Source organism: Alteromonas sp. (assembly GCF_984505615.1).
The window spans coordinates 1-26,114 of the sequence record NZ_CFHOXV010000039.1 but is presented as its reverse complement, the minus strand read 5'-3'; the positions used below and the strand labels follow the sequence as shown (position 1 = coordinate 26,114).

23 protein-coding genes are annotated in these 26,114 nt (G+C 47.5%); 10 read left to right on the top strand and 13 right to left on the bottom strand.

The genetic code is table 11. The features are described 5' to 3' along the window. The first annotated feature begins 45 nt into the window (after positions 1–45). Entirely contained in the window at positions 46–510 is a 465-nt protein-coding gene (locus AC4PME_RS16930) for a hypothetical protein (protein ID WP_303574747.1), read from the top strand. Between the two features lie 17 nt (positions 511–527). On the opposite strand, the gene ggt is transcribed toward AC4PME_RS16930, so the two are convergent. Together ggt and AC4PME_RS16920 are read right to left on the bottom strand one after the other, a co-directional pair. Continuing rightward, positions 528–2,258, bottom strand: a complete 1,731-nt coding sequence (gene ggt / locus AC4PME_RS16925; RefSeq protein WP_491045455.1) for a gamma-glutamyltransferase — start codon at positions 2,256–2,258, stop codon at positions 528–530. Positions 2,259–2,297: 39 nt separating this feature from the next. Beyond that, positions 2,298–3,062, bottom strand: a complete 765-nt coding sequence (locus AC4PME_RS16920) for an enoyl-CoA hydratase (protein WP_491045427.1) — start codon at positions 3,060–3,062, stop codon at positions 2,298–2,300. Positions 3,063–3,145: 83 nt separating this feature from the next. Between AC4PME_RS16920 and rrtA the strand changes: the two genes are divergently transcribed. Beyond that, on the top strand, positions 3,146–3,751 hold the full coding sequence (gene rrtA, locus AC4PME_RS16915) for a rhombosortase (protein ID WP_491045426.1): 606 nt from the start codon (positions 3,146–3,148) through the stop codon (positions 3,749–3,751). 20 nt (positions 3,752–3,771) lie between these two features. Here the strand turns inward: rrtA and AC4PME_RS16910 are convergent, their stop codons facing one another. The 4 genes from AC4PME_RS16910 to AC4PME_RS16895 form a co-directional block, all read right to left on the bottom strand. Further along, a complete protein-coding gene (locus tag AC4PME_RS16910) occupies positions 3,772–4,527 on the bottom strand; it encodes a gluconate 2-dehydrogenase subunit 3 family protein (RefSeq protein WP_474863850.1) in 756 nt (251 codons plus the stop codon). A 2-nt stretch (positions 4,528–4,529) separates the two neighbouring features. Beyond that, positions 4,530–6,209 (bottom strand): GMC family oxidoreductase, encoded by a 1,680-nt coding sequence (locus AC4PME_RS16905; RefSeq protein WP_491045425.1) that lies wholly within the window; start codon positions 6,207–6,209, stop codon positions 4,530–4,532. A gap of 1 nt (position 6,210) precedes the next feature. Beyond that, a complete protein-coding gene (locus tag AC4PME_RS16900; protein WP_491045424.1) occupies positions 6,211–6,909 on the bottom strand; it encodes a 3-keto-disaccharide hydrolase in 699 nt (232 codons plus the stop codon). Positions 6,910–7,001: 92 nt separating this feature from the next. Beyond that, positions 7,002–9,491, bottom strand: a complete 2,490-nt coding sequence (locus AC4PME_RS16895) for a prolyl oligopeptidase family serine peptidase (protein ID WP_491045423.1) — start codon at positions 9,489–9,491, stop codon at positions 7,002–7,004. 201 nt (positions 9,492–9,692) lie between these two features. On the opposite strand from AC4PME_RS16895, the gene AC4PME_RS16890 reads away from it, so the two are divergent. Further along, the gene (locus AC4PME_RS16890) at positions 9,693–10,232 is read left to right on the top strand and encodes a glutathione peroxidase (protein ID WP_119501474.1); all 540 of its coding nucleotides are present in this window, start codon (positions 9,693–9,695) and stop codon (positions 10,230–10,232) included. Between the two features lie 441 nt (positions 10,233–10,673). Here AC4PME_RS16890 and AC4PME_RS16885 read toward each other — a convergent pair whose 3' ends face one another. Beyond that, the gene (locus AC4PME_RS16885) at positions 10,674–11,918 is read right to left on the bottom strand and encodes a cystathionine gamma-synthase family protein (RefSeq protein ID WP_119503403.1); all 1,245 of its coding nucleotides are present in this window, start codon (positions 11,916–11,918) and stop codon (positions 10,674–10,676) included. A 348-nt stretch (positions 11,919–12,266) separates the two neighbouring features. On the opposite strand from AC4PME_RS16885, the gene AC4PME_RS16880 reads away from it, so the two are divergent. After that, entirely contained in the window at positions 12,267–13,457 is a 1,191-nt protein-coding gene (locus AC4PME_RS16880; RefSeq protein ID WP_119501476.1) for an amino acid aminotransferase, read from the top strand. Positions 13,458–13,506: 49 nt separating this feature from the next. Here the strand turns inward: AC4PME_RS16880 and AC4PME_RS16875 are convergent, their stop codons facing one another. The 4 genes from AC4PME_RS16875 to AC4PME_RS16860 form a co-directional block, all read right to left on the bottom strand. Further along, the gene (locus AC4PME_RS16875; RefSeq protein ID WP_491045422.1) at positions 13,507–14,670 is read right to left on the bottom strand and encodes a hypothetical protein; all 1,164 of its coding nucleotides are present in this window, start codon (positions 14,668–14,670) and stop codon (positions 13,507–13,509) included. A 180-nt stretch (positions 14,671–14,850) separates the two neighbouring features. Next, positions 14,851–15,228: a hypothetical protein gene (locus tag AC4PME_RS16870; RefSeq protein ID WP_119501478.1), complete on the bottom strand. Its 378-nt coding sequence runs from the start codon at positions 15,226–15,228 to the stop codon at positions 14,851–14,853. 95 nt (positions 15,229–15,323) lie between these two features. After that, positions 15,324–18,479: an efflux RND transporter permease subunit gene (locus AC4PME_RS16865; RefSeq protein WP_119501479.1), complete on the bottom strand. Its 3,156-nt coding sequence runs from the start codon at positions 18,477–18,479 to the stop codon at positions 15,324–15,326. Continuing rightward, on the bottom strand, positions 18,472–19,692 hold the full coding sequence (locus AC4PME_RS16860; protein ID WP_119501480.1) for an efflux RND transporter periplasmic adaptor subunit: 1,221 nt from the start codon (positions 19,690–19,692) through the stop codon (positions 18,472–18,474). The genes AC4PME_RS16865 and AC4PME_RS16860 overlap by 8 nt, the downstream gene beginning before the upstream one ends. A 299-nt stretch (positions 19,693–19,991) precedes the next feature. On the opposite strand from AC4PME_RS16860, the gene AC4PME_RS16855 reads away from it, so the two are divergent. Then, positions 19,992–20,300 (top strand): isoamylase early set domain-containing protein, encoded by a 309-nt coding sequence (locus AC4PME_RS16855; protein ID WP_119501481.1) that lies wholly within the window; start codon positions 19,992–19,994, stop codon positions 20,298–20,300. Positions 20,301–20,344: 44 nt separating this feature from the next. Here AC4PME_RS16855 and AC4PME_RS16850 read toward each other — a convergent pair whose 3' ends face one another. Then, a complete protein-coding gene (locus AC4PME_RS16850; RefSeq protein ID WP_119501482.1) occupies positions 20,345–21,271 on the bottom strand; it encodes an electron transfer flavoprotein subunit alpha/FixB family protein in 927 nt (308 codons plus the stop codon). Next, positions 21,268–22,020, bottom strand: coding sequence for an electron transfer flavoprotein subunit beta/FixA family protein (locus AC4PME_RS16845; protein ID WP_119501483.1), 753 nt, complete (start codon positions 22,018–22,020; stop codon positions 21,268–21,270). The genes AC4PME_RS16850 and AC4PME_RS16845 overlap by 4 nt, the downstream gene beginning before the upstream one ends. A gap of 249 nt (positions 22,021–22,269) precedes the next feature. Between AC4PME_RS16845 and AC4PME_RS16840 the strand changes: the two genes are divergently transcribed. The 5 genes from AC4PME_RS16840 to fldA form a co-directional block, all read left to right on the top strand. Beyond that, positions 22,270–23,913 carry an electron transfer flavoprotein-ubiquinone oxidoreductase gene (locus AC4PME_RS16840; protein ID WP_491045421.1) on the top strand — a complete coding sequence of 548 codons (1,644 nt, stop codon included), beginning with the start codon at positions 22,270–22,272 and terminating at the stop codon, positions 23,911–23,913. A 128-nt stretch (positions 23,914–24,041) separates the two neighbouring features. Further along, entirely contained in the window at positions 24,042–24,434 is a 393-nt protein-coding gene (locus AC4PME_RS16835) for an H-NS histone family protein (RefSeq protein WP_303574763.1), read from the top strand. Positions 24,435–24,483: 49 nt separating this feature from the next. After that, positions 24,484–25,275 carry an alpha/beta fold hydrolase gene (locus tag AC4PME_RS16830; RefSeq protein ID WP_491045420.1) on the top strand — a complete coding sequence of 264 codons (792 nt, stop codon included), beginning with the start codon at positions 24,484–24,486 and terminating at the stop codon, positions 25,273–25,275. 86 nt (positions 25,276–25,361) lie between these two features. Further along, on the top strand, positions 25,362–25,580 hold the full coding sequence (locus AC4PME_RS16825; RefSeq protein WP_119501487.1) for a DUF2788 domain-containing protein: 219 nt from the start codon (positions 25,362–25,364) through the stop codon (positions 25,578–25,580). A 31-nt stretch (positions 25,581–25,611) separates the two neighbouring features. Next, positions 25,612–26,114: flavodoxin FldA (gene fldA, locus AC4PME_RS16820; RefSeq protein WP_491529664.1), on the top strand; the 503-nt coding region annotated here is incomplete at its 3' end.

Genomic DNA, 26,114 nt, shown 5'->3' with positions numbered 1-26,114 from the left:
AAATCTGCTATTTTTATAACAGTTTAGCCGTCCGGAATAATTATTATGAATTACCCTTCCCGCCACCTCAGTTCCCTGTTCATCGCTTTATGTCTGATTTTGATATCCGGTTGTAAAGAAAAGGAAGAAGGGCTCGGGCGCTACGGGATGATGGACGAAAATACGCCGGACTACGCTGCTGTGGCATTTATGAAAAGTATTTATGAAGACAAGAACATAAACCGTGCAGTAGAACTGAGTTCTGACAGCATGGCAAGAATGCTTAAGCGCTACCATACAAACCGCAACGTTCAGAGACACATTGTTAATCTGCGTTACGATACAGTAACCATTACACCTCAGGGATCTAACCGTGTGGGACGTAATGAGTTTGCGGAAAATGCCACCGTCACTTTATTTTTCAGCGGCCAGTATAATGATGACAAAGTGGAAGATTTAAGAACGGTACAAATGATCCGCGACGACGGGCTGTGGAAAGTTGACCGCATCGACCCGGACCATTTTATGTAAACCGGTAAGCGGGGCTTTTACTGCCCCACTGCTACTCCTTCCCGGCGGGGATCGGCACCGCCAATCAACTTACCGTTTTTCACTTGTACGCCATGTAAACCAGAGTTCAGATCCATCACTTTGACATCATGACCCAGTGCTTCAAGTGCAGGTTTCAGCGCCTCAGCGGACGTACCAGCCTCCAGCGCAGTATAATCATTTCTGTTGGTCATTCTGGGCAGATTAATGGCCTGCTGCACATCAAGGTTAAAGTCGAGAACACCAAACAGGGTCTGCGCGACATAATCGATAATACGACTGCCACCCGGTGAGCCGATGACCAGTTCAAGATCACCTTTATCATCAAACACCATGGTCGGGCTCATGGCACTGCGCGGACGCTTACCCGGTTCCACACGGTTAACCACAGGCCAGCCGTTAATATCCGGATTAAATGAGAAGTCCGTAAGCTGGTTATTCAGCAGGAAACCGTCGACCATTAAGCCGGAACCGAACATAAACTCAATGCTGGTCGTGATAGACACCGCGTTCCCTTCTTTATCCACAATTGAGAAGTGGCTGGTGTTAGGCTGCTCCAGATTCATCCCAAGGTGAACTTTAGCATCGGTGTAAGGCTTGCCGGCCTTTGCTTTATGCCATTTTTCATTGATGCCAATCGTCTCTGCTCGGCGTTTCAGGTAAGGCGCGTTGATCAATGCCGCAAAGGGTAAATCGGTAAAGTCGCTGTCGGCAATATACATTTCCCGATCAGCAAAACTGAGGGCACTGGCCTGTGCAAATAAATGGGCAAATTCAGCACTGTCAGGCTGCAATGAAGCAATGTCCTGACCTTCCAGCAGTTTCATGATCTGGAATACATTGATCCCTCCGGAACTGGGCGGTGCCATGCCACAAATTTTATGTTCGCGGTAATCGCCGCACACAGGTTTTTTCTTTAATGCTTCGTATCCGGCAATATCAGCCGTGGTAATTTGTCCCGGGTTGATGGATGCCCCGTTTACTGCCTTAACAATTTTCTCAGCCACAGGGCCTTTGTAGAAATAGTCTGTACCGTCACTGGCAATATGGCGCAGGGTATCTGCAAGCGCTTTATTCTTTTTAACCGTTCCTTCTTTAAGCGGTGCACCGGCAGGATAAAAATAGGTAGCGCTGGATGGAAACTCTTTCAGACCCGGGTGTTTATTCAGCGAGACCAGGTGCGCCAGACGGGCTGAGACCCTGAACCCTTCAGCGCTGGTGTTGATCGCATCGTCAAACAGGTCTTCCCATTTCAGCTTGCCGAATTCTTGCTGCGCAGTTTCCAGTGCTTTTAATGCGCCGGGAACACCCACAGATTTACCACCAACCACAGCTTCAAGCCAGTTCATCTGGTTTTTACCTTTGAAGAACCAGTAAGGTGTAACGGCAGCCGGTGCGGTTTCCCGCCCGTCAAATGTATGCAGAGTCTTCGTTTTATTATCCCAGTAAAGGATAAATGCACCACCACCGATCCCGGAGGACTGAGGCTCAACCAGTGTCAGCATTGCCTGCACAGCCACAGCGGCATCAATGGCAGAACCACCTTTTTCGATAATGTTTTTACCCGCCCATGAGGCGTACGGGTTTGCAGCCACAACCATATAATCTTTGGCTATACGGGCTTTTTTATTTTCAAAACCGGTAGCCGCTTCGGGCTCAAAACGTTCAACAGCTTGAGTGGCGGACACCAGTGTGACCGATAAACAAACGACCTTAACAGCCGTTGCCAGAATTCCCTGACTGAACTTCAATGTATCGCTTCCTCTGAATTACTTAAATTTATCCCGGTTTAACGGGCGCTTGTTGATGAATGCATCGAATGCTTCTTTGGCTGCCGGTGTAGACAGCGCTTCAAGAAAGATATCCAGTTCAGCACTGATTTGTTGTTGTATGGCATCCTGCTCATTATTCATCAATGCTTTTGTCTGGTTCAGCGCGAATGCGGGCTTTTGTGCCAGTTTACGGCACACTGCCTCAACATGTTCGCTTAGATTTTCTGCCGCGATGATAGCGGTAACGACACCAAACTGCTGTGCTTCCTCTGCGCCAAAGGTTTCGCCCAGCATCAGCCATTCACTGGCCTTTCTGCGGCCGGCCAGTCTGGGTAACAGATAGCTTGACGCATATTCGGGTACGAGGCCCAGGTTAATGAAAGGCATACAAAAAACGCTGTCCGGTGCACAGTACACCAGATCACAATGTAACAATAAGGTCGTCCCGATGCCAACGGCAACGCCATGAACCTGCGCTACAACAGGACTAGTACACTGAGTCAGAGCATTCATGAAGGCAACAATCTCAGCAACGTTATCGCCCTCCTCCCTGTGTGCAAAATCTGCAATATCGTTACCGGCCGTAAACGCACTGCCTTCCCCTTTGAGCAGGATAACCTTTACTTCCGGATCGAGGCTCGCGGTATTAATTGCATCCGCCATTAACTGATACATTTCACGGGTTAACGCATTTTTCTTATCCGCGCGGTTCAGGCTGATGGTCAGAACGTGGTTTTCTATCTGTGTAGTCACAGTGCTCATGACAAAATCCTCACAAAATTACAGGCAAATTCTTATCAGTTTTCTGTATCATAGCGATTTAACAGCAAAAACTACAAAATTTCATGTCATCTGATTTCACCAAATTTGCCGGACCTTACGGCGGGCCCCTGCTGCTGACACTCTGTGTGTTGCTGGCCTGCGTCTTCGAACCCGCGTCAGGGGAATGGCTGGCATATGACCGTTATGCCATAGAGGGCTTTGAAACCTGGCGTTTACTTACAGCCAATATTGTCCACACCAACGGCTGGCACGCTTTACTGAATCTGGCCGGGCTGACTTTGCTCACCTTTCTGCATAGCGACCATTATCGTTTCATGCGGTTTATTAAATTATTTCTCTGGTGCAGTTTATTGACCAGTGCAGGTATTTATTACTTTTCACCGCAACTCATATGGTATGCAGGTTTGTCCGGCGCATTACATGGCGTGTTTTTGTGGGGCGCCTGCATGGATATCCGTTCAGGTTTAAAGTCGGGCTGGCTACTGGCCTGCGGTGTGGTCGCTAAAATAGTGTACGAACAAATCAATGGCGGTTCTGCTGATGTGGAGGCACTGATTGGTGCAGCGGTTGCAACAGATGCCCACCTTTACGGCGCGGTAGCGGGTCTTTTAATGTTTCTGCTGATGATTATTCCGGTGAACAAACGCCGTCCGGCAGTGCAGCACTGACAGACGGCTTTATTCAATTATCAGCTTTTAAGCGCGTACTCCGACAAACCTAACTCACTGATAACACGGTTAATGTGCGTCATAGCCTCATCCGTGGGTCCGGGATAGTCTCCGGCAATGGCAACGTTCCCCTGATAGCCAATATCTCTGGTGCCTTCCGGCGAACTGAAATAGGCAGCCAGAACCAAACCACGAAGACGGGAAAAAGCCTCAGCCGGACGCAGATAGGCATCACCGGTATTGTCGTCCACCGTCGCTATATCATCCAGGATGGCTTTCTGCCGGGCTTCTGTCAGGTCCGTGAACGTCATGTCATGACGCAATGCAGCTTCGTCATCCAGCCATACCAGAAGTGGCATGATGAATTTGCGGTCGTTTTGCTGCCGCTCATAGGGTGCACTTATCCACTCGTCAATGACATCCGGTACATTAACCCCGGTCGCAGAAGGGTATTCCCCTTCCTGAGGAACAATAAGATCGCTGATGTCAGCAACCAGTTGCAGCTCTTTTTGTGACAGGAGCCGCGGCCAGGGTGATTCAGGCGGCATGATAAGATCAGGATCTTTCCCGTAACCGGCGGCATTCACCGGCTTTAGTGTGAGTTCAGGCCAGTGCCCCTCACCCGCTCCTGCTGTGGCCTTCGCGCTTTTATCCGGCTCGCCTGAACACGCTGTTAATGCAGGAAATGCCGCAGTGGCTGCCAGAGCACTCAGCCATTTTAACGATTCGCGGCGTGTTAACCGTGGCACATAAACGGAAGATTTTACATCTCTCATGGCTACAGGCTCCCTTGTTGAATTTGTCCTGCCAGCCAGCTTGAATTACGCATGGCCAGGGTCAGTATAGTCAGAGTACAGTTTTTATGAGGATTAGAGGCGAACACGCCGCCATCCATGATAAACAGATTTTTACAGTCCCAGGTTTGTCCCCATTCATTGGTCACAGAGGTGCCGGGATCGTCTCCCATCCTGGTTGTGCCCACCTCATGAATAATTTCGCCGCCTTTGAGAATAGCCTCTTCAGGAGAAGGTAATTCCCCCGGGTCAGCGTCCATATTGGCGAAAATTTTCTTCGCGGTTTCAAGGCCGTGCCTGACCTGGTTGAGTTCATTTTCCGACCACTTCCAGTGAAACTTCGCAACAGGTATACCCCATTTGTCTTTCACGTCTTTATCAATTTCCATATAACAATGTTCATTCGGCACCATTTCCCCACGCAGCGCAAAGCCAATGTAACTGCCATAGGCAGAACGGGCCTCAGCTTTTACAGCTTCACCGTAGCCCTGAAAATCACCGGCTACCCAACTGCCGGGTTCACGGAAACCACTGCCGATTTCAAAGTGATAACCTCTCGGAAAGTCCAGTTCCCCTTTTTCCTGCGCCTCGTGGCCCCACCAGGGAATGAACAAATGGTTCGATGTATGACCATCTTCGTTATACCGTGGCCGGTCCCGCAGTGCCGGCACGTAGGCACCGATGTTCGCCCCGGTGGAATCCATCAGATTGCGACCTACCTGTCCGCTGGAATTAGCCAGTCCGGCAGGATGTTGTTCTGATGCTGAATTCAGCAGGATCCGTGCCGACTCACAGGCACTGGCGGCCAGAATAACCACGGGAGCATCAAGGTCGGTATCCTTACCTGTTTTCTTATCCACGTAGGTCACCCCTGTGGCGTTACCGTTCACATCTGTACGGACAGCCTTAACCATCGCATCGGTAATCACGGTCAGGTTTCCGGTGGCTCTGGCCATAGGAATCAATGACGTGGTGGTCTGAAAAGCCGCACCGATAGAGCAGCCATGGCCACAAGGCGTGGCATAAAAACACTTCTGGCGGATATCCTGCGAGCGTGTCAGGACTGCACGGTGCATAGGCGCGGTTCGTATGCCTTCTTTACCGGCGGCAGCAGCCACCAGTAATTCAGTGACTCTGGGGGCCGGAGGTGGCTGTAATACACCTTCAGAAGAGTCAGGCATATCTTCATGACCGGTATTCTCCCCGCACACGCCGACAAGGGTTTCTGTTTTATCATACCAGGGCGCAATGTCATCATACTCAAATGGCCAGTCAGCGCCATGACCGTCGCGGGTCTTACCTTTAAAATCATGATGAGAAAAACGCAGGGAATAACGGCCCCAGTGATTGGTCCGGCCACCCAGCATCCGCGCCCGCCACCAGAGAAATTCGGTATCATCTGCAGTCGTGTACGGCTCGTCAGGTACGGTCCAGCCACCATCTACGGTAGCGTCGTAGTAGCCAAAATCTTTATCCACATTCCCCGAGCCCATCAAAGGCGCATCACCGGGTCTTTTAAACATGGGGGTTTCTGTACGGGGGTCATAATCACGGCCAGCTTCAAGCAGCAACACTTTGATGCCCTGCCGGGTTAACTCGTAAGCAGCCATGGCACCGCCGGCACCGGAGCCGACTACCAGTACCTGATAATCAGTGTTATCCATTTCACAGTTCCTTTATTTTTATATTTTTGAACCAGACCGTGTTGCCATGATCCTGCAATCCAAGATGACCGGAAGCGTTAGCTGCAAAGCCTTCCCAGTCAGCAAATTTGCTCGCCGCCACCAGATTCTTCCAGGTTGATGTTCCGATAACCACATTGGTCGTCATCACACCGTTCTGCCACACCTGTAACAAATTATCGTTCAGTTTTATGCGGGTTGTATTCCATTCGCCGGCGGGTTTTGAAGCAGAGGAATGGACGGCCACCATGTCATAAAGTGAACCGGCAAGGTGAGTATCTGTTTTGTTGTCGTGCGCTTTTTCGTTGTCGAGGATCTGAATCTCAGGTGCATGGGAATAAATATATTTTCCGGTCTCATCGGCGAGAATAAAAATACCGCTGTTTCCTGCTTCTGAGATCTTCCAGTCAATGAGAAAATCGAAGTTCTCCCAGGTCTTGTCAGAAATCAGATCGCCACCACCAGCCTTAGCCAGCTTCATGGCACCCTCTTCGATAGTCCAGCCGTCACCCACCTGTTTTTCACGGTAATTACGCCAGCCTGTAAAAGATTGCCCGTCAAAAAGTAACTGCCATCCGGCGGCAGATTCCTCTGCGGTCAGTGTATTGTCCTGTGCAGCCTGTACTGTGGTGGTACCGGCCAGATAGATCGTTGCGGCGATTGTCGTAAGCGCTTTCATCATATTTCCTGCCTGTTGTTGGTGTTATCGTTCTTGTTGTATGCCGTCTCCGGCGGATAAAAAAAGGCAGTGATGGTCAGTCACTGCCTGCTTTATTAAAGGTTTGTATCAAACAATTTGTAGATCCTGCGGTACTCATCCAGCCAGGAACTGGGCTGAACGAATCCGTGAGGTTCAACCGGATATATCGCCGTTTCGAAATCGGTTTTCTCAAGTTCGATGAGGCGCTGAACCAGTCTCACTGAGTCCTGGAAGAACACGTTGTCGTCAACCATGGGAGCAATGATAAGTAATGGTTTTTCCAGACCTTCTGCAAAGTAAATAGGCGAACTGCGCTCAAATGCGATGGGATCCACATCCGGCGTATTCAGAATATTAGATGTATAAGGCGCATTGTAATGCGCCCAGTCGGTTACCGGACGTAATGCTGCGCCGGCTGCGAACAGATCCGGTGCGGTAAACATAGACATGAAAGTCAGGAAACCACCGTAAGAGCCGCCGTAGGTGCCGATACGTGCCGGGTCAACATTCGCATTTTCTGTCAGCCAGTTCACTCCGTCCCGTAAATCTTCTACTTCAGGTGTGCCCATCTGACGGTAAATGGCAGTACGCCAGTCGCGGCCGTAACCTTTTGATGCGCGGTAATCCATGTCCATCACAACATAACCCTGCTGCACCAGCATACTGTTGAACATGTATTCACGGAAATACCCTGACCAGCCAAGGTGCGCATTCTGCAAATATCCGGCACCATGGTTAAAGACCACCGCTTTGCGCTTTTCACCCTCGTTGTAGCCTTCAGGTAAATACACACGGGCATAAACAGGCTGGCTGGTATGAGAAGATGGCATCGCTACCACCTGAGGAACGGCCCAGGGCATTGACAGGAATGCATCACTGACAGTATCTGTGATCTTCTGTGCTGCGCCACTGTCACCGGCTTTTTTAATGTAAAGCTCAGGCGGTCGGTTTACTTTGCTGTGAGTTAACAACAGTGTGTTGTTATCAGGACTGAGTACAAAGTCCGTTATGCCGTTCAAATCGGTCATGGCTTCACTGGCACCGGTAGCGGTATTCACCCGGTAAACTTCATAAATGCCGGGGTGCTTTTTATTGGCCTGATAGTATATGAACTTATCATCGCTGGTGAGTGCCGGCTCTTCCGTGACAAACTGACCACGAGTAAGTTGCTGGGGACTCTCACCGGGTACCTGCAAATAAAGATGGGAGTAACCGTCTTTTTCTGACTGATAGAAAAGTGTTTCGCTGTTATTTAGCCAGCCAAACTGGTTATGGCTGTAATTCACCCATGCATCATCGTGTAACCGCTCCTGAGTTTCAAACCGGCCTTTTTCAAAGTCAACGGTTACAATCCAGCGATCCTTGTTGTCCCATGCTTCCAGCATCAGGGCAAGAGCCCCGCCATTTTTGTGCCAGCGAACAGACGGATTGTTCCGGTCCCAGCTGCTGAACAGGGTTATGTCTCTGGGCAGGCGGTTAACCACATACTTGTCGCCGCGGGCAGCTGCATTTTCAGATTTCACGTCTGCAAGTACATCGTCGTTGTAGCCGGGCAAGCTCATGTAGGATAATTTTGATTTCTCACCGGTTTGCAGATTAACCAGCCAGGCATCGTGATTCACCGGCTCTGCATCAGCAACACGGCTTCTCACCCGCATAGGCAAGATCCGCGCATCTTCCTGAATGAAATGCGGCATGATGTCAGAGTCGTCTCTGGACTTCACATCAGCGGTAGTCACGACAAGTGCAAATTTACCATTCGGAGATACCGAAGCGGTGACCAGTCTGTCACCCTTATCGAACCAGACCTTATCCTGAACGTAGGCCGGACTTACCGTTTTCAGTTTTTCATTACGGTCAGCACTTTGCTGGCTCTGTCTGCGTTTTTTGTCGATATATTTGATTAATTTTATCTGTTCACCGGCAATATAGTCTTCCGGTTCGCTTACTGCTTCAGGCTTGTCCCCGAATGCCCAACTGAACAGTTGCTCACGTCTGCCATTATTCACGTCGATAGCAACGATACGGTTACCTGTGGTCACCATCAGCCTGCCGTCGGTCATAAAAGACAATCCGTGTACCGGAGCTCCGCCACGGATGAGTTGTTCGGCCGGCTGACTTTTGTGTTTTATAAAAACACTCTCTCCGGCGAGAAATGCCATTGTCTGGCCATCAACACTTTGTGCTTTTTCGCTGTAGCGGTACAGGTACTGTTCGGATAGCGGGATACGCTCTGCATTGGCAGGCATGTTGACCGGAGCGGCAAATACATCACGGAGATGACTGTTCTCCCGTTCCTGCTCATACACCAGCATGCTGCCGTCAAGGCTCCAGCCGGGGCGTACCGGAGAACGACCCATCCACTGTGGATCGGCCATAATTTGTTTCAGTGTAATCGTGTCTGATGACACTGGTTGAGTGACTGTTTCCGGTGTTACCACAGCAGGTGGTGCAGTGACCGGTACCGGCGTTGAGGAAGTAACGGGATCAGCAGCTGTAGAGACACAAGCGGAAAGTGACGTGCCTAACGCAGCAGCAATAACGAGGCTTAACATTTTTTTCATTATGGTTCTGTCTTAAGTGTGTTATTTATAAGCATGTTAATTATACGCAACAAGGTAATTCCGACAGCCGTTTTCATCGGGTTAACTTGTCGGATTATCCCAGCCTAACGGTGACTGACCGGTGTCGTCAACCGCGCAACTGTTTCTCTGCGCAGATTACTGTTAAGGTTGAGACAAACTCTTCCACATCTTGAGGCCATTATGAAAAAAACGCTTTTGCTTGCGACACTTACTCTGTTCAGCAGTGCTACTTTCGCTGCTGAAAACTGCCCTTCTGTCCTGAAATTTGTTAAACGTAAACTGAATTCCCAGGAAACAGTGAACCTGTGCGAAGCATACCAGGGGAAGGCTCTGCTGATCGTGAATACAGCAAGCTATTGCGGATTCACGCCGCAATTTGAAGGACTGGAAGCCATGTATGAAGAATACAAAGATCAAAACTTCACCATTCTTGGTTTTCCTGCCCACGACTTTAATCAGGAAGCAAAAGATGAAGGTAAAACGGCGGAATTATGTGAGCTGACCTACGGCGTAAAATTCCCGATGTTTGAACCTACCGTGGTTACCGGTGATGATCAGGACCCTCTGTACCGCATGCTCACCCGCGCCACCGGCGAAGAGCCTTCATGGAACTTCAATAAATACCTGGTGGATAAAGACGGTAACATCGTCAAGCACTACGGAAGCCGCGTTAAGCCCTCAGATGAAGACCTGCGCGCAGATATTAAAGCAGCCATGTAACTGGCTTTTCTACCACACTCTCAGTCATAAACAGACATAAAAAAGCCCCGCACATGGCGGGGCAATCAAGCACACTCAACTTGGAACACACTTTAGCGGTAACGATTAAGCACAAGTCCTGGCTTAAACCGTTAATTGCTAACTGCATAGATTTAGTCATTACTATTAGTCTTTAGTTCAAATTATTTTTTGATAAATTATCTGAATATTAAAAAAGTGAGATAAATCTGTAACTTCAGATAGAAAAATAGTGGGAAAAATTTGAGATAAAGGTGAGGAGAATGGAGCAAGTAGCGGAAATTCAAGCATCACCCGGTTCGAAGTTCGCCAAAACACCCTACGAGAAAAGAAAGCCCGCTTACTTGCTGAAAATTATCATAGCAGGGTTGTTGCAGAATTGCTTCTAAAATAACCCTGTCTTTACAAAAATTCTAAACGGTGTCAGTTAAACTGTCCGAAAGCCTGCGTAAAATCAGCTACCAGGTCGTCAGTATCTTCAATACCTACTGATAATCTGATCATACCTTCTGAAATCCCCATTTTCTGTCTTTCTTCCAGTCCGTTTTCAAAGAAAATGGTTGAGGCAACAGGCAGCGCCAGGGTGCGGTTGTCACCAAGATGTGTTGCACAAATGACCAGCTCCAGAGCATTTAAAAAGTCCCGTGGACTGATGCGGTCTACCAGATCAAGACTCAAAATGGCACCATAGCCACCTGACAGCATTTCTCTGGCAGTATAATGCTGAGGGTGCTCAGCAAGACCCGGATAATACACCTTTTCTACCAGCGGATGACTGTCCAGCCAGGTAGCCAGTTTCATCGCATTCTCACAATTACGCTGCATACGAAGGGAAAGGGTTTCAAGACCGGTAGCAATTGCATGGGCAGAACCCGGTGCTAATGTTGCCCCCATGTCACGTAGCCCCTTCTTCTTGACCTGAGTAATTCCCCACTGCCCCTTGTCAGCGACCTGGTAGCCGGGTTTGATATTCGGGTAAGTTGTCCAGTCGAACGTACCAAGATCAACCATCACACCACCGAGCACATTGCCGTGACCGGACACGTATTTGGTCAGCGAGGAAATAACAATCGAAGCACCGGCAGCTTTAGCATCGAAAAGCGGCGGCGGTGTCATTGTGTTGTCGATGATAAATAATAATGATTTTTCACGGCAGAACTGGCTGATAGCCTGAACATCTGCGACTTGAGTAGCCGGATTCGCCACGGTTTCAGAAAACACAATGCGGGTATTCGGCTGATAAAGTGCCTGTACATCCTCTATTGATGTCACATCGGCGAAACTGACCTGAATACCCAGATCCGCCAGCGTATCCACGAAGCAACGGGTATTACCGAATAAATACTGACTGACAATAATATGGTCGCCCGCTTTAAGCAGTGATAAAAGCGTGCTGCTGATTGCAGCCATGCCTGTGGCAAAGCACAAAGCCCCTGCGCCACCTTCAAGTTCGTTAAGGATATTCTGCAACGCGGCAATCGAGCCTGACGAAGAGCGTGAATACACATGACCGGCTTTCTTACCCTGGAAGACATCGATAATACCCTGTGCATCCTCAAAGGCATAAAGCACAGAATTAGTCGTCCCTGTATGCACAGCACCGTGCTCAGGTTGATTCAAAAGGCGGTCTGCATGTACCTGACGGGTAGTGAATCCCTTGTTATTCACGCTGAAACTCCACGTTTGATAAAAAATGTAGGAAGCAAAATCAGGCCGCACAGAGAGTGCCGGCTGTCTGTAACGCTAAAATAAAGCGGATTTGAGTTTGCCTGTGGAAGCGGATATTACCGCAAACCAGCGTTTACGCCCAGTCCCAATTGCCGGCGAGGTGACAAATCATTCGTTCGGATCAGGTTTAAAACCCCATGATGAACAATGTATTTTACAACCCGTAGCATCCGGCAATGATTTATTCCAATTTAACCTGAAGAAAATTGCATTTTAAGTCTCGTAATTTGCGTGAGCAGTGGCATAATGCCGACCTCGCTTAATTATCACGCAACGTGAGGAAAAATCGTGTTTGAAGTATTACCACAACTGGCTCCGGATCCAATTCTGGGATTGTCTGCATCATTTCGGGAAGATACCAATCCGGCTAAAATTGATTTAGGTGTTGGTGTTTATAAAGATGAGCAGGGTAATACGCCGATCATGACGTCGGTGGCTAAAGCTCAGCAAATTTTGCTGGAAAGAGAAACCTCTAAAACTTACATCACCCCGCAGGGTCATCAGGGTTATATTGATGGCATGCTGAAATTATTGCTGGGTGAAAACAGCAAAGTCATGCTGGCGGATCGCGTCGCTGCGGTTCAGGCGCCGGGTGGCTGCGGTGCGCTGCGTATTTTGTCTGAATTACTTGCACGTTGCGGCGACAACCTGAAAGTGTGGGTAAGCGACCCTACGTGGGCGAACCACATCCCGTTAATCGGTTCTGCCGGTCTGCAAATCGAAACGTATCCGTACTTCGATAAAGCTGCTGCGGGCATTAATTTCGATGCGATGATGGAAACGCTTAAGCAAACCGGTAAAGGCGACATCGTGTTGCTGCACGGTTGTTGTCACAACCCTACCGGTGCAGATTTAACCAACGCACAGTGGGATGAAGTACTTAAATTGGCTCAGGAAAAAGGTTTCCTGCCATTTATCGATGTGGCTTATCTGGGTTTCGGTGACGGTCTGGAAGAAGATGCTTACGGCATCCGTTTACTGGCTGAAAACCTGCCTGAAGTGATTATTGCGGCTTCCTGTTCTAAGAACTTTGGTCTGTACCGTGAGCGCACCGGTCTGGCTGCAATTGTCACGAATGACAGTGCTACCCGTAAAATTGCCCAGGGGCAGATTCAGTCTGTTGCCCGTGGTATTTACTCTATGCCACCAAGCTGGGGCGGCGCATTAGTTGATATCATTTTGTCTGACACCGCGCTGAAGGACGAATGGACAACTGAAGTGAATGAAATGCGTAACCGCATGTCTGATTTGCGTACAATGTTAGTTAACAAACTGGCAGAGAATGGCGCCCAGAAAGATTTCAGCTTCCTGAACACCCAAAAAGGGATGTTTTCGTTTCTGTGTATTACACCGGAGCAGGTTCGTGAAGTGCGTGCAAAACACAGCGTATACTTCGTGGATTCAAGCCGCGTTAACGTTGCCGGTATCAACCAGCAGAACGTTGATGCCCTGGCTAAGGCTCTGGTTTCAGTGCTTTAACCTTCGTAAGACAAATGATAAAAGGTGGCTGATTGCCACCTTTTTTGTTTCAGAAATATTCCAGCCCTCTTAATTCGTCATCCAGATCGTCATCCTCTCCGGAAATTTCCCTGACAGATAAATCCACCAGCCGGCTATGCATCCTGGCGGCAATGCCTGCAAGTAACGCATCTGCATTAATCAGTTCTTCGTCATTTAACGTGCTGTCTGTCGCCTGTTGTAATAGCCGGACCAGAGCTTCTTTGTCAGTGTCTTTCAGAGACCCTGTGCTTTTGTCCTCCATGACCACATTACGCACTCTGGAAGAGAATTTATGTTTTTGATCCCTGCGGTCAATAAGCACATCGTGAAGCTTGTTCACCAACTTGTTGACATCGTTACCGGCATCATACAAGGCCTGCTCCTGCAATAATGCGACATAACGCATGTTTAGCAGGGGCATGAATTTCGTGCCTAAATCTGTGAGGACTGATTGCAACGGAATGGTGAGGTTATCAGTTTGTTTCAACAGCATAGAGACGTGCTCAGCATTCAGCATGAGTCGTTGTCCGAAAGAAAAATACTCTCCCTGCTTGCGAAGGGTTGTAAACACTTTAACGGTAGTTTCATCACAGGAGTCTGACTTACCGTCAAAATAAAGAGGCCGGTTATTATGCCTGAACTCAAGAGCAGCATGGATCCCCTGCTCTTTTAATGCTGTGAGAGTAATATGAGCGATATCGGCAACACTTTTGGCATCATTCAGTTTGCCCAGGGTTTCCAACCCTAAACGGTATATTGCCGCTCTGTTTACTGCCTGTTCAGAGGCAATCACCGATTGCCTTTTATCGTGTTCAAGTTGCTGCAGCGCTTCAATCTGATCCTGAATGGCCAGTAAAGTTTCATAGAACGGTACGATGGTATAAGGCTTGGTGAAATAATAAGAAATCCCGCCGTTGTATGCCTCAACCATGGTTTCTTCTTCAGCATGATGACTGACAACAACGATAACCGGTGACGCCGCATAATCCGGCTTATAACTGGCGTGGGTAAGGCAGGATGCCTTCTCTCCCTCAATTTCCCATTCACACACTACCAGCTGATAATATTTGTCTCTCATCATGATGCGGGCATTTTCAAAAGAGTCAGCTACATCGACAAAAAAAGCTTCAGCAAGAGACAACTGATAAATTTCAGCCTGAATATCATCCGGCTCGACGACCAGTAAATTCAAAATTACCTCCAGTGTAAGAATCTTAGCAGTGACTGCCTGACCATATACATTATCCGGCGCAGAGATACACAACGGACAGCACATGACCGGGCAGGGTCACAATTACTAAGTTATAGACACTGTCAGCACATCTTGCACGGATTCCACCTGAATTTATAATTAAAACAGTCTGTTCTTACACTAAGCGGCCATTTTCGCCGTCATTTCATATTGACTGCGGTGTGCCTGCTCCACCATTTTTTGAAGCTTTCTTGCTGCATTCACGTGTTTTGTATCGCGCTGAAAATAGACCTGCTCCACAATACGACCTTCTTCGTCTATGAGAAAACAGGCAAGCTTTGCCCCTTTATGGGGTAAATACCACTGGTGAAAACGCAGTGAACGGTTTTGCGGTAATGACAGTATTTTCTGCATCATACAAAAAGGAATGCGCATAGAGGCCAGACGTTCATCAGCAGATGACAGAGTGACCAGCGATTGTGATTTATCAGCGCCATTTCTGGTGCGTATACCAAACGTGCGGATTAAATTATCAACTGTTTTGAGACCTGTATTCATAAGTCCTCCATATACTGTACACATAAACAGTACTGTATATTTGAACACTTATCAAGCATATTGGTCAAAAAAGCCCCGCAAGCGGGGCAGCTGAATTAATCAGTGGTAGATTCTGCTTCTCCGTAAATCCGGACTTTCTCATCGCGCCGGCTTCTGAACAGCTTGCGTACATCGTGCATCATCAGGTACAGACAAGGCACCAGCAGAAGAGTGATCACCGTGGCAAAAAGAATACCGAAAGCCAGTGATACAGCCATGGGTATCACAATCTGAGCCTGCAAACTCTTTTCTGCTACGATGGGCATCAACCCCATAAAAGTTGTCAGTGAGGTCAGAATGATAGCTCTGAAGCGTTGAGTACCGGCGAGAATAGCGGCATCAATTAACTTGTGCCCTTCCTGTCTGGCACGGTTAACGAAATCCACCATGATTAAGCTGTCATTTACCACCACACCGGATAACGCAATGATGCCGCAAATTGACAGCACGCTCACAGCAAGTCCCAGCACAAGATGGCCAAATATGGCCCCGACTACACCAAACGGGATCACAGACATAATGATCAGCGGTTGACTGTATGAGCGAAGCGGAATAGCTAGGAGCGCATAGATGGCGAATAAAGCAAAGAGCAGCCCTTTAACCAGCCCCATCATTGCATCGGCTTCTTCTTTGGAGTTGCCCTGCAGTTTAAAGTGCACCTTCGGATACTGTTTGAGTAATTCAGGCACGATTTTCATGACCACTTCTTTGGTAATTTCACCGGGATCCAACATATCCTTGTCGACCTTTGCGGTTACCGTCACCGAACGGCTGCCGTCTACACGGATAATAGAGTCATAGCCTTTGCCTAATGTGATTTCACCCACTTCTTCAAACGGAATATCATCGCCATTAGGCGCCCTTACCCGCATTTCCTGCAAATGAGAAACCGATGAGCGTTCCTCTTTGGGATATCGCACCATGACTTTGACTTCTTCATCGTCACGCTGCACCCGTTGTACTTCAGCACCATAGAAACCATACCGTACCTGTTGGCCGAGCTGCTGAAGTGAGATCCCCAGCGCCTCTGCCTGCGTGGTCAGAGAAAGCTGAATTTCATCGCTGCCACCGGCAAACGTATCATTGATATCTGTCACCCCGTCAAAAGACGATAATCTGGTTTTTAATGCTTCACTGACAGATTGCAAAGCGGCAATATCTGATGAACTGAATTCAAAACTGAGATCAGCCCCGCTCCCCATTCCCCCAGGCGCGCCGATATTGAAGGATTTTACGCCGGGAATTTCAGGCATTTCATCCCGCCAGCGCTGGTGGATCTCAAAGTCTTTCATTTCACGGCTTTCGCCTTTTGTCATTTCCACGAAGACTTCACCGCCCGTAGTACCGCTGTCAAAAGCAATGGCGTGTTTAATGATGCCGGCACCGGTTTCATCTGTGACATTTTTATCCATGCGGTACATGGCATCCAGCATTGTCGCGAGGGTCTGATCCCGCTGTTGCAGCGAAGAACCCGGCTCAAGTTCGAAAGATGCCATCATGAAGTCACTGGGAATATTCGGAAAGAATACGAAGCGTACTATACCGCCCATAAACAGTCCGATAGTCAGGATCATCATGGCCAGAAATATCGACAAAGTCAGATAACGCATGTGAATGGCTTTGCGTAAAAACGGGGCGTACACCTTATCGATAAAGGTTTTGATACCTTCACTGAAAAAATCCCGGAAGCGCTGGAAGCGATTGGCTTTTGCCGGGTCATAGGGCTTTAATTTCATATGAGCCAGGTGGGCAGGCAGAATGAGCTTTGACTCCAGCAGGGAGAACAGCAGACAGATGATTACAACCCAGCCGATTGTCTTCCAGATCACGCCGAAGGGCCCTGAAACCATTAGCATAGGTGTAAAGGCAGCAACGGTAGTCAGCACACCAAAGGTAGCCGGCATTGCCACTTTCTTAACACCAATAATGACATTTTCTGTACTGTGCCCTTTTTTATCGATTTCAGAGTATGCCGACTCGCCCATAATAATGGCGTCATCCACCACGATGCCCAGCACCAGAATAAAGGCAAACAGGCTTAGCATGTTGATAGACACATCAACCGCTTCCATGGGCATTACCAGTAACGTGCCCAGAAAACACACCGGTAACCCCCAGATAACCCAGAAAGCGAGTTTAATTTTCAGGAACAGAGACAGAACAATAAAAACCAGCAGAGCACCGAAAAACATGTTTGAAAGCATCATGTTCAGGCGATCGGCCAGGTAAAATGAGCTGTCTCCCCAGGTATCGGCAGTAATATTTCCCGGGAAGTCTTCTTTGTTTTTCTCAATGTACTGATTAACCTGATCAGAAATATCCAGCGCATTCTGATCACCCACAGCACGGACCCGCAGGTTTACAGCAGGTTTACCGTCGAATTCTGAAAACTGATTATCTTCAACAAAGCCGTCTTTTATGGCCGCCACATCACCCAGTGTAACGCGGGTGCCGTTGTTGTCTGTCAGCAGTACAATGCGGGCAAAATCATCTCCCCGGTATGCCTGACCTTTGGTACGTAAAAGAATATCGCCGTTTTCCGTTTTTATCGCACCGCCGGGCAAATCCACACTGGACTGGCGGACAACATCCACCACTTCTGAAAAAGTCAGGTTGTATTTCTGCAGCGCCATTTCAGACAGTTCTATGGCGACTTCGTAGTCTCTTGCACCCACAACGGAAACACTGGAAATTCCGGGCAGATTGGCAATCTCATCCCGCATGTTTTTGGCGAATTCTTTCAGTTCCCGTTCAGTCGCTTCGCCATAGACTGAGATCCAGATAACATCCTGCTGAATTTTCTGGCGGTATACCACCGGCTTCTCGGTGTTACCGGGAAATGTCGGAATGGCATCAACCTGCACTTTTACTTCATCAAGTACTTCCTGCACATCGTAGTCTTCATCGACTTCAATGCTGACGGTGCCCATGCCTTCTACAGCGGTTGAGGTAATTTGTTTAATACCGTCGAGATCTTTAACCGCCTCTTCAATTTTCAGTATAACGCCCTCTTCCACCTCCTGAGGCGCAGCACCCAGATAAGGCACCCTCACATTGATCACATCAATATCAAAAGCCGGAAATACCTGTTTCTGAATCGAGAATGCAGAGAACAGACCGCCAACAAGCAAAATTATCATCAGCAGGTTGGCAGCCACACTGTTACGGGCAAACCAGGCAATAATGCCCTTATGAGTATCGATTTTACTCATTGTCTGCTCCCGGGATTTTCAGCTCGTCGCTGTCATTTCCAGTAGCATCTTCCGTTATCAACTCTTCACCGGAAATGCGTACCTTCATTCCTTCATAGGGGTTGGGCACAACACTGAAGACTACCTTAGGATTTTCCGGCAAGCCTGAGCGCACATATACCTGCTTTGCTGTCGCCCGCGCCACATCTACCTGGTTAATTTGCAAGGTATTGTCTTTTGAAACAGTAAGAATGGTATTATCCAGCCGTAACACACTGCGCGGTAACACATACAGTTCTTCGAGATCCGAGCCGGTGATATCAGCTTCTGCAAACTGACCAAACCGCAAAACGGCTCCATCCCTTTTGCCATTCAGGTTGTAAGGGTCTTCCACTCTGGCTACGGCATATAGTACGCGGCTACCGGCATCCATTACCCCTTCAGTTCTGACCAGCTCAGCATCCCAGTATTGAAGTGTTCCGGCGACTTTAGCTTTCAGCCGCACCGATGTTTTACTTCTCAGATCACCCTGCAGGTCAATATAAGCCAGTTCAGATTCAGTTACTGGCAAGCGGATTTCGGCTGTATCAGTAGAGTAGATCGTGCCTGTTTCACTGCCCGCTGAAACGTACTGCCCGAGATCAATATTCCGGTTTATCACAATGCCATTATAAGGGGCTTTGATCTCAGTTCTGGCGAGGTTGCGCTTAGCTCTTTCCAGTTTCGCTTCTGCCGCTTTCACATTGGCCTGCTCACGGGCAAGCTGTGGTTTTCGTAATCCCAGTTCAGGTGGCACGACTGAGTTCACAGAACGCCATTCCTTTTCCGCCACTTTTCCTCTGGCAATTTCTTCCTGTAATGTTGCCTGTGCCTGCGCCAGTTCAGCTTCTGCCAGTTTCACTTCAGTCTGATAGTCCTGCTGCTCCAGCACAGCAAGTACATCACCTTTCCTGAATGTGCCCCCTACTTCAAACTGTTCTGATATTGCCATCACCTGACCATTTACCTGAACACTGATACGGGTTTGATTTTTAGGCACTACATTCCCCTGAGAATGCACCACAAAAGCGGTTTGTTGTTTCTCAGCGAGCCTTGCTTCAACCAGAAAATCTTTAGATTCTGGTACTTTTTGTTCAGGCGGTGCTTTCGATGAAATGAGAATGATTGCCAGCACGACCGCAATGACAATGACGATGACAGGACCGAGTGTTTTGACCCAACCACTTTTAGACATGAATATTCCTTTAAGGCGCAATGTAATAACAGCTGCCGGGAAACACTGAACCTGATGGATTAACGGGTACAGGCATTCCGGGCGCCGTTTTAACGGTATTATTATTTTTACATCTTTAGTGTAAACCTGTTGCCTGATGCTGGCTGCTTTTAGATTGTTAAATTTTATTTCTGTTTGTTTATATTTTTACTAAAGCAGCAACAGCTCACTGGCTGATTTTTAACACGAAATCCCTTGAACTGATTGAAAATTAGTCTTAACTTGGAGATGAATCATACGCATTTTGCACGAGGGATCTCATGAGTCTTAAAAAACAGTATTTAAAAACTAAACCTGCCTGTAAGGTCACATTCCGTTTAAATGCCAACGAGGCTGGTGAAGCTGCCACAGCAAAACTGGTGGGCGACTTTAATGCCTGGGATACGGATGTCACACCAATGAAAAAACTTAAGAATGGTGATTTCACACAAACTGTAACGCTGGATGCTGATGCCGAATACCAGTTCCGTTATTTATTGAATGACGATGTGTGGGAGAATGACTGGGAAGCTGACGGTTATATGCCCTCGCCGGTGAGTCTGGAAGATAACTCGGTTGTAAGGGTATAGAAATTGAAAGAAGGCGCTGGTAAAGCGCCTTCTTTGCTTTATAGCTACAGGGCCTTTTCAAGTTCCGGCAGGATATCAAATAAGTCACCCACCAGACCATAATCTGCCACCTGAAAAATCGGAGCTTCTTCGTCTTTATTAATCGCGACAATCACTTTTGAATCTTTCATGCCGGCAAGATGCTGAATTGCACCGGAAATCCCTACTGCTATATACAAATCAGGGGCAACAATTTTACCTGTCTGACCTACCTGCATATCATTGGGAACAAATCCCGCATCCACTGCCGCTCTGGACGCACCAATTGCTGCCCCCAGTTTATCGGCTATTCCCTCAAGCAAACTGAAGTTTTCACCGTTTTGCATGCCACGTCCACCGGAGATCACCACGTTCGCCGCAGTCAGCTCAGGGCGTTCGGACTCAGTGAGCTGTGCACGGGTAAAGGATGATTTTTCCGACGGAAATTCTGCATCGATCTGTTCAACCGTTGCGTTATTGCCATCAGAGACACTGTCAAAGGCGGACGTTCGTACAGTAATAACATGTACTGTCTCTTCAGATTCGACAGTGGCAATAGCATTACCCGCATAGACCGGTCTGATGAAACGGTTATCAGCCTCAATGCCGGTTATGTCAGAGATTTGCGCGACATCCAGTAAGGCCGCCACACGAGGCATAAAATTTTTGCCTGTGGTTGTGGCAGCGGTAAGAATATGAGAATAGTCCGCGGCCAGAGATACCACCAGGGCTGAAACACTTTCTGCCATCTGATGTGCATAATGGGTACTGTCGGCACATTTGACCAGCGACACACCGCTTAACGCTGCGGCCTGCTCTGCCACGGCGTTGCAATCTTCCCCGGCAACCAGTACGTGAATGTCTCCGCTCAGCTTTGACGCCGCCTGTAACACTTTCGCCGTCTCCGGTTTCAACTGGTCATTGTCATGTTCTGCGATTACAAGAATACTCATGATATTACTTTCGCCTCGCTTTTCAGTTTTTCGACAAGTTCAGCCACATCTGCCACTTTCACGCCTCCGCTTCGCTGAGCCGGAGCCGTCACTTTGATCACCTTCACTTTTGACGTCATATCGACGCCGAAATCCGCAGCAACCTTTACATCAAGAGGCTTACGTTTTGCTTTCATAATGTTAGGCAACGACGCATAGCGGGGTTCATTCAGTCGTAAGTCTGTGGTTACTACAGCAGGTAAGCTTAGTGACACAGTTTGCAGACCGCCGTCTACTTCTCTGGTGACCTCCACCGTGCCGTCTTTCACATCAACAGCTGAAGCAAAGGTACCCTGTGGCATGCCGGTCAATGCTGACAACATTTGTCCGGTTTGATTATTATCGGAGTCGATACTCTGTTTGCCCAGAATCACAAGCCCGGGTTGCTCCTGCTCAACGACTTTACTTAACAGCTTTGCTACCTGCAAAGAGTCCGGCGAACTATCCGCTTCTATGTGCAAACCGCGGTCAGCACCCAGTGCCAGTGCCGTACGGATTTGTTCCTGACACGCTTTATCGCCGACAGACACAACGACGATTTCTGTCGCAATACCTTTTTCTTTCAGGCGGATCGCCTCTTCTACTGCAATTTCACAAAAAGGATTTAACGCCATTTTTGCATTAGTCAGATCCACACCTGACTCATCAGCTTTCACGCGTACCTTTACGTTGTAATCGATAACGCGTTTTACCGGGACAAGTACTTTCATTCTTTACCTCAGTTGGCCGGGAATAAGAGTTTGATTAATTACAGTTAACGTCTAAACATTCATTGCCGGTGTTAAAAACAAAAAACCGGAGACGATGCTCCTGTTAAATAAAGCATCAGATTTCTCAGTTTACAAAGATGTTACAATTAACACCTGACTTTATCTTTACGTTAACGTAAACTTACCATGCAATTTACTTACTGTTGACGTAAACGTCAACCTGATTGACAAAACTTACCGGAGGCAACCATGGAACGTGAATCGATGGAATTTGATGTAGTGATTGTCGGTGCAGGCCCTGCCGGGCTGTCAGCGGCATGCAGGCTAATGCAACAGGCTCAGGCCGCTTCCCTCGAGTTGATGGTCTGTGTTGTTGAAAAAGGTTCTGAAGTAGGTGCACATATTTTATCCGGCGCGGTATTCGAAACCACTTCACTGGATGAATTGTTTCCGGACTGGAAAAATGAAGGCGCTCCCCTGAATACCCCTGTGCTGAGGGACGACATTTATTACCTGACTGACGGTCAGCATGCCCGTAAACTTCCTCAGGCTCTGGTACCCGATACCATGCACAACGATGGCAATTATATTGTCAGTATGGGCAATGTTTGCCGCTGGCTGGCTGAAAAGGCGGAGAGCCTTGGTGTTGAGATTTTTCCCGGATTTGCAGCATCTGAAGTTTTTTATAACGAAGACGGCTCAGCCGGTGGTGTCATTACCGGCGACATGGGCGTAGCAGAAGACGGCAGCCAAAAGGACGGCTACATGCCGGGCATGATTTTAAAAGCCCGTTACACTATATTTGCCGAAGGTTGCCGCGGACATCTGGGTAAACAACTAATTTCCAAATTTAATCTGGATGAAAATACCGCCCCTCAACATTATGCCATCGGATTTAAAGAAATCTGGGATATTGACCCCGCCCTGCATGAACCCGGTCTGGTGGTTCACACAGCCGGATGGCCGCTGACAGATTCAACGGGCGGTGGCTTTCTTTACCATGCAGAAAACAATCAGGTATTTGCCGGTCTTATTATCGATTTAAATTACGACAACCCGTACTTAAGTCCATTTGATGAATTTCAGCAAATGAAACATCATCCGGTTTTCAGGCAATATCTGGAAAATGGAAAAAGAGTCTCCTACGGTGCCAGAGCAATTGCAAAAGGCGGACTGAATTCATTACCTGACATGACTTTTCCCGGAGGCATTCTCATAGGATGTAATGCGGGTACACTGAATTTCGCTAAAATCAAAGGTAATCACACAGCGATGAAGTCTGGCATTTTAGCGGCAGACAGCATTATTAATGAATTAAAATCAGAAACACCTGATCCTGCATTAACGAATTTTAATCAGGCTTTTAAAACATCCTGGTTATATTCTGAACTGAACAGCAGTAAAAATTTTGGCGCAGCTATTCACCAGTTCGGCACGTTTTGGGGCGGCGTTTACAATACTGTTGACCAAAAAATATTCAATGGTAAATTACCCTTCTCCATTAAAGACGATCGTAAAGATTATTTACAATTAAAAGATAAGAAAGATGCCACTAAAAAGGTGTATCCAAAACCCGATGGTATTTTGAGTTTCGATAAACTCTCTTCTGTCTTTTTGTCGAACACCAATCATGAAGAAAATCAGCCTTGCCACCTGAAATTAAAAGACCCTGAGATACCACTGAAAGTTAATCTGTCAAAGTACGATGAGCCCGCACAGCGTTATTGTCCGGCCGGTGTATACGAAATAATTGAAGAACACAACACGCTGCGATTTCAAATCAATGCGCAAAATTGTATTCACTGTAAAACCTGCGACATTAAAGATCCGTCACAGAATATTCAATGGGTTGTCCCTGAAGGTGCAGGCGGACCGAATTATCCGAATATGTGATCCAAATCCTGTCAATTAGCTATTTATTACAATTTTAAGAAAAAGCAGTGTTAAGCTGCTTTTTTTTAGATTAAAATTTGACTATCCTTTTTAAATACACAGTTTTTTAACTAACACAAGGTTGATGAATGAACGACTTTTTAGAAATACTGACGCATGGAAGACGTTTGCAAGGTGCCGTAAAGGATTTAAGCACAGCTGAATTAGAATCTGTACAAGAAAAGTTAGCCAACATCATCGAGAAAAGAAAAGAAAAAGATCTCGAAGAAGAAAAAGCTAAACAGGAAAAGCTGCAGAAAATTGCTGATATCCAAAAGCAACTTGAAGAAGCCGGTCTTGATGTCAGTGATCTGGAGTCGACGACTGTTGAAAAGAAATCTACCGGAAAAAAACGTCCGGTAAAATACGAATTAAAAGATGGTGAAGGTAAAGTACACCAGTGGACAGGTATCGGAAGAATGCCACGGGTCTACAAAGATGCGTTAGACAGCGGCAAATCGCTGGAAGATTTCGCAATTTAAAAAATTCCATTCAAAGGCGACATCAGTCGCCTTTTTTTTCAGGTCAATCATGCAATCCACGTTACATTATTCTTTTTCAGAAAATGCTGATTCTGATTATTTACTTGTTATTATTCACGGTTTATTCGGAACAGCTGACAATTTATCTGTCGTAAAGCGGCATTTCGCGCCCAAAGTGAATGTGCTCAGTGTAGATTTACCGGACCACGGTCAATCAGCCCATCTGGAGCATTTTTCCATAGAGGCTGCAGCAGAACAGTTATACGCATTAATCAATCAGTTTAAGAAAGCCCGCACAGGCATACTTGGACATTCGCTGGGTGGAAAGGTAGCGATGCGCCTCGCACTCACCCATCCCCAATTTCTTGACGATCTCATCGTTGCGGATATTGCACCGGTAAGTTATCCGTCCCGCCATGATGCGATAATCAGTGCATTAAAGTCGGTAGACCTTAATTCTGTCAACAGCCGTTCTGATGCGGACAAAAGTTTACAAAGTGGTATTCCGGAAGCCGGAGTACGCCAGTTTCTGTTAAAAAGTTTGTATCAGGATACCGGTAAACAATGGCACTGGCGCTTTAATCTGAATGGTCTGGCAAACAGTTACGAAGCGATTAAAGGATGGCAAAGCAGCGATGCTCAATTCTCTGAGCCTGTACTTTTCATCAAGGGTGGTAATTCCGATTACATCACGGCGTCCATGCAGAGCGAAATATTGCAGTATTTTCCTGCTGCCCGCGCCCATGTTATTGAAAGAGCCGGACACTGGTTACATGCAGAAAAGCCGGACGCCTTCAACCGCGTGGTTGAAAAACACATATTTCGCCCGCATCAGGCATGATATAGCGCAAAAAATTACGTGGTTTTCACTGCGAGGCAGCTGATTTCTGTGCTATAGTTTGCGCCGATTTTGGACTAAGTAAAACTATGCTTGCTGAAAATTACGAAACCATTGAATCCATCATGTTTTATCTTGGGCTTACCGGCCTGTTTGTCTTGATGGGCTATGCCGTACATGATGTTCTCAAAAGTAACGATGTACCGCTTATCGGACGGGTAGTTGCCTATGGCGTACTCGGAATGGGAGCGCTGGGTTTTATTGCCAAAGGATTGATAGAACTTATTTGGTTAAGTACCGGCGTGTAATTTCAGAAGATGTATCGAACAGAGGGTTATTATGGCAAGTGTTGGCTTGTTTTTCGGTAGTGACACAGGAAATACCGAACATGTTGCAAAGATGATTCAAAAGGAATTAGGCAAAAACCTGATTGATGTACAGGACATTGCCAAGAGTACCAAAGAACAGATCGCTGAATTTGATCTTCTGATATTCGGGATCCCTACCTGGTACTACGGTGAAGCACAATGTGACTGGGATGACTTCTTCCCTGAACTGGAAGAAATTGATTTCAATGACAAGCTGGTTGCAATTTTCGGTTGCGGCGATCAGGAAGATTACGCTGAATATTTCCTGGATGCCATGGGCATGGTTCGCGATATCGTAGAACCCCGCGGTGCAATTCTTGTCGGTCAGTGGTCTACAGACGGCTACGACTTTGAAGCCTCTAAAGGCATGGCTGATGATAACCACTTTGTTGGTCTGGGCATTGACGAAGACCGCCAGCCGGAATTAACCGAAGAGCGTGTACGTGCCTGGTGTAAGCAGTTACACGAAGAATT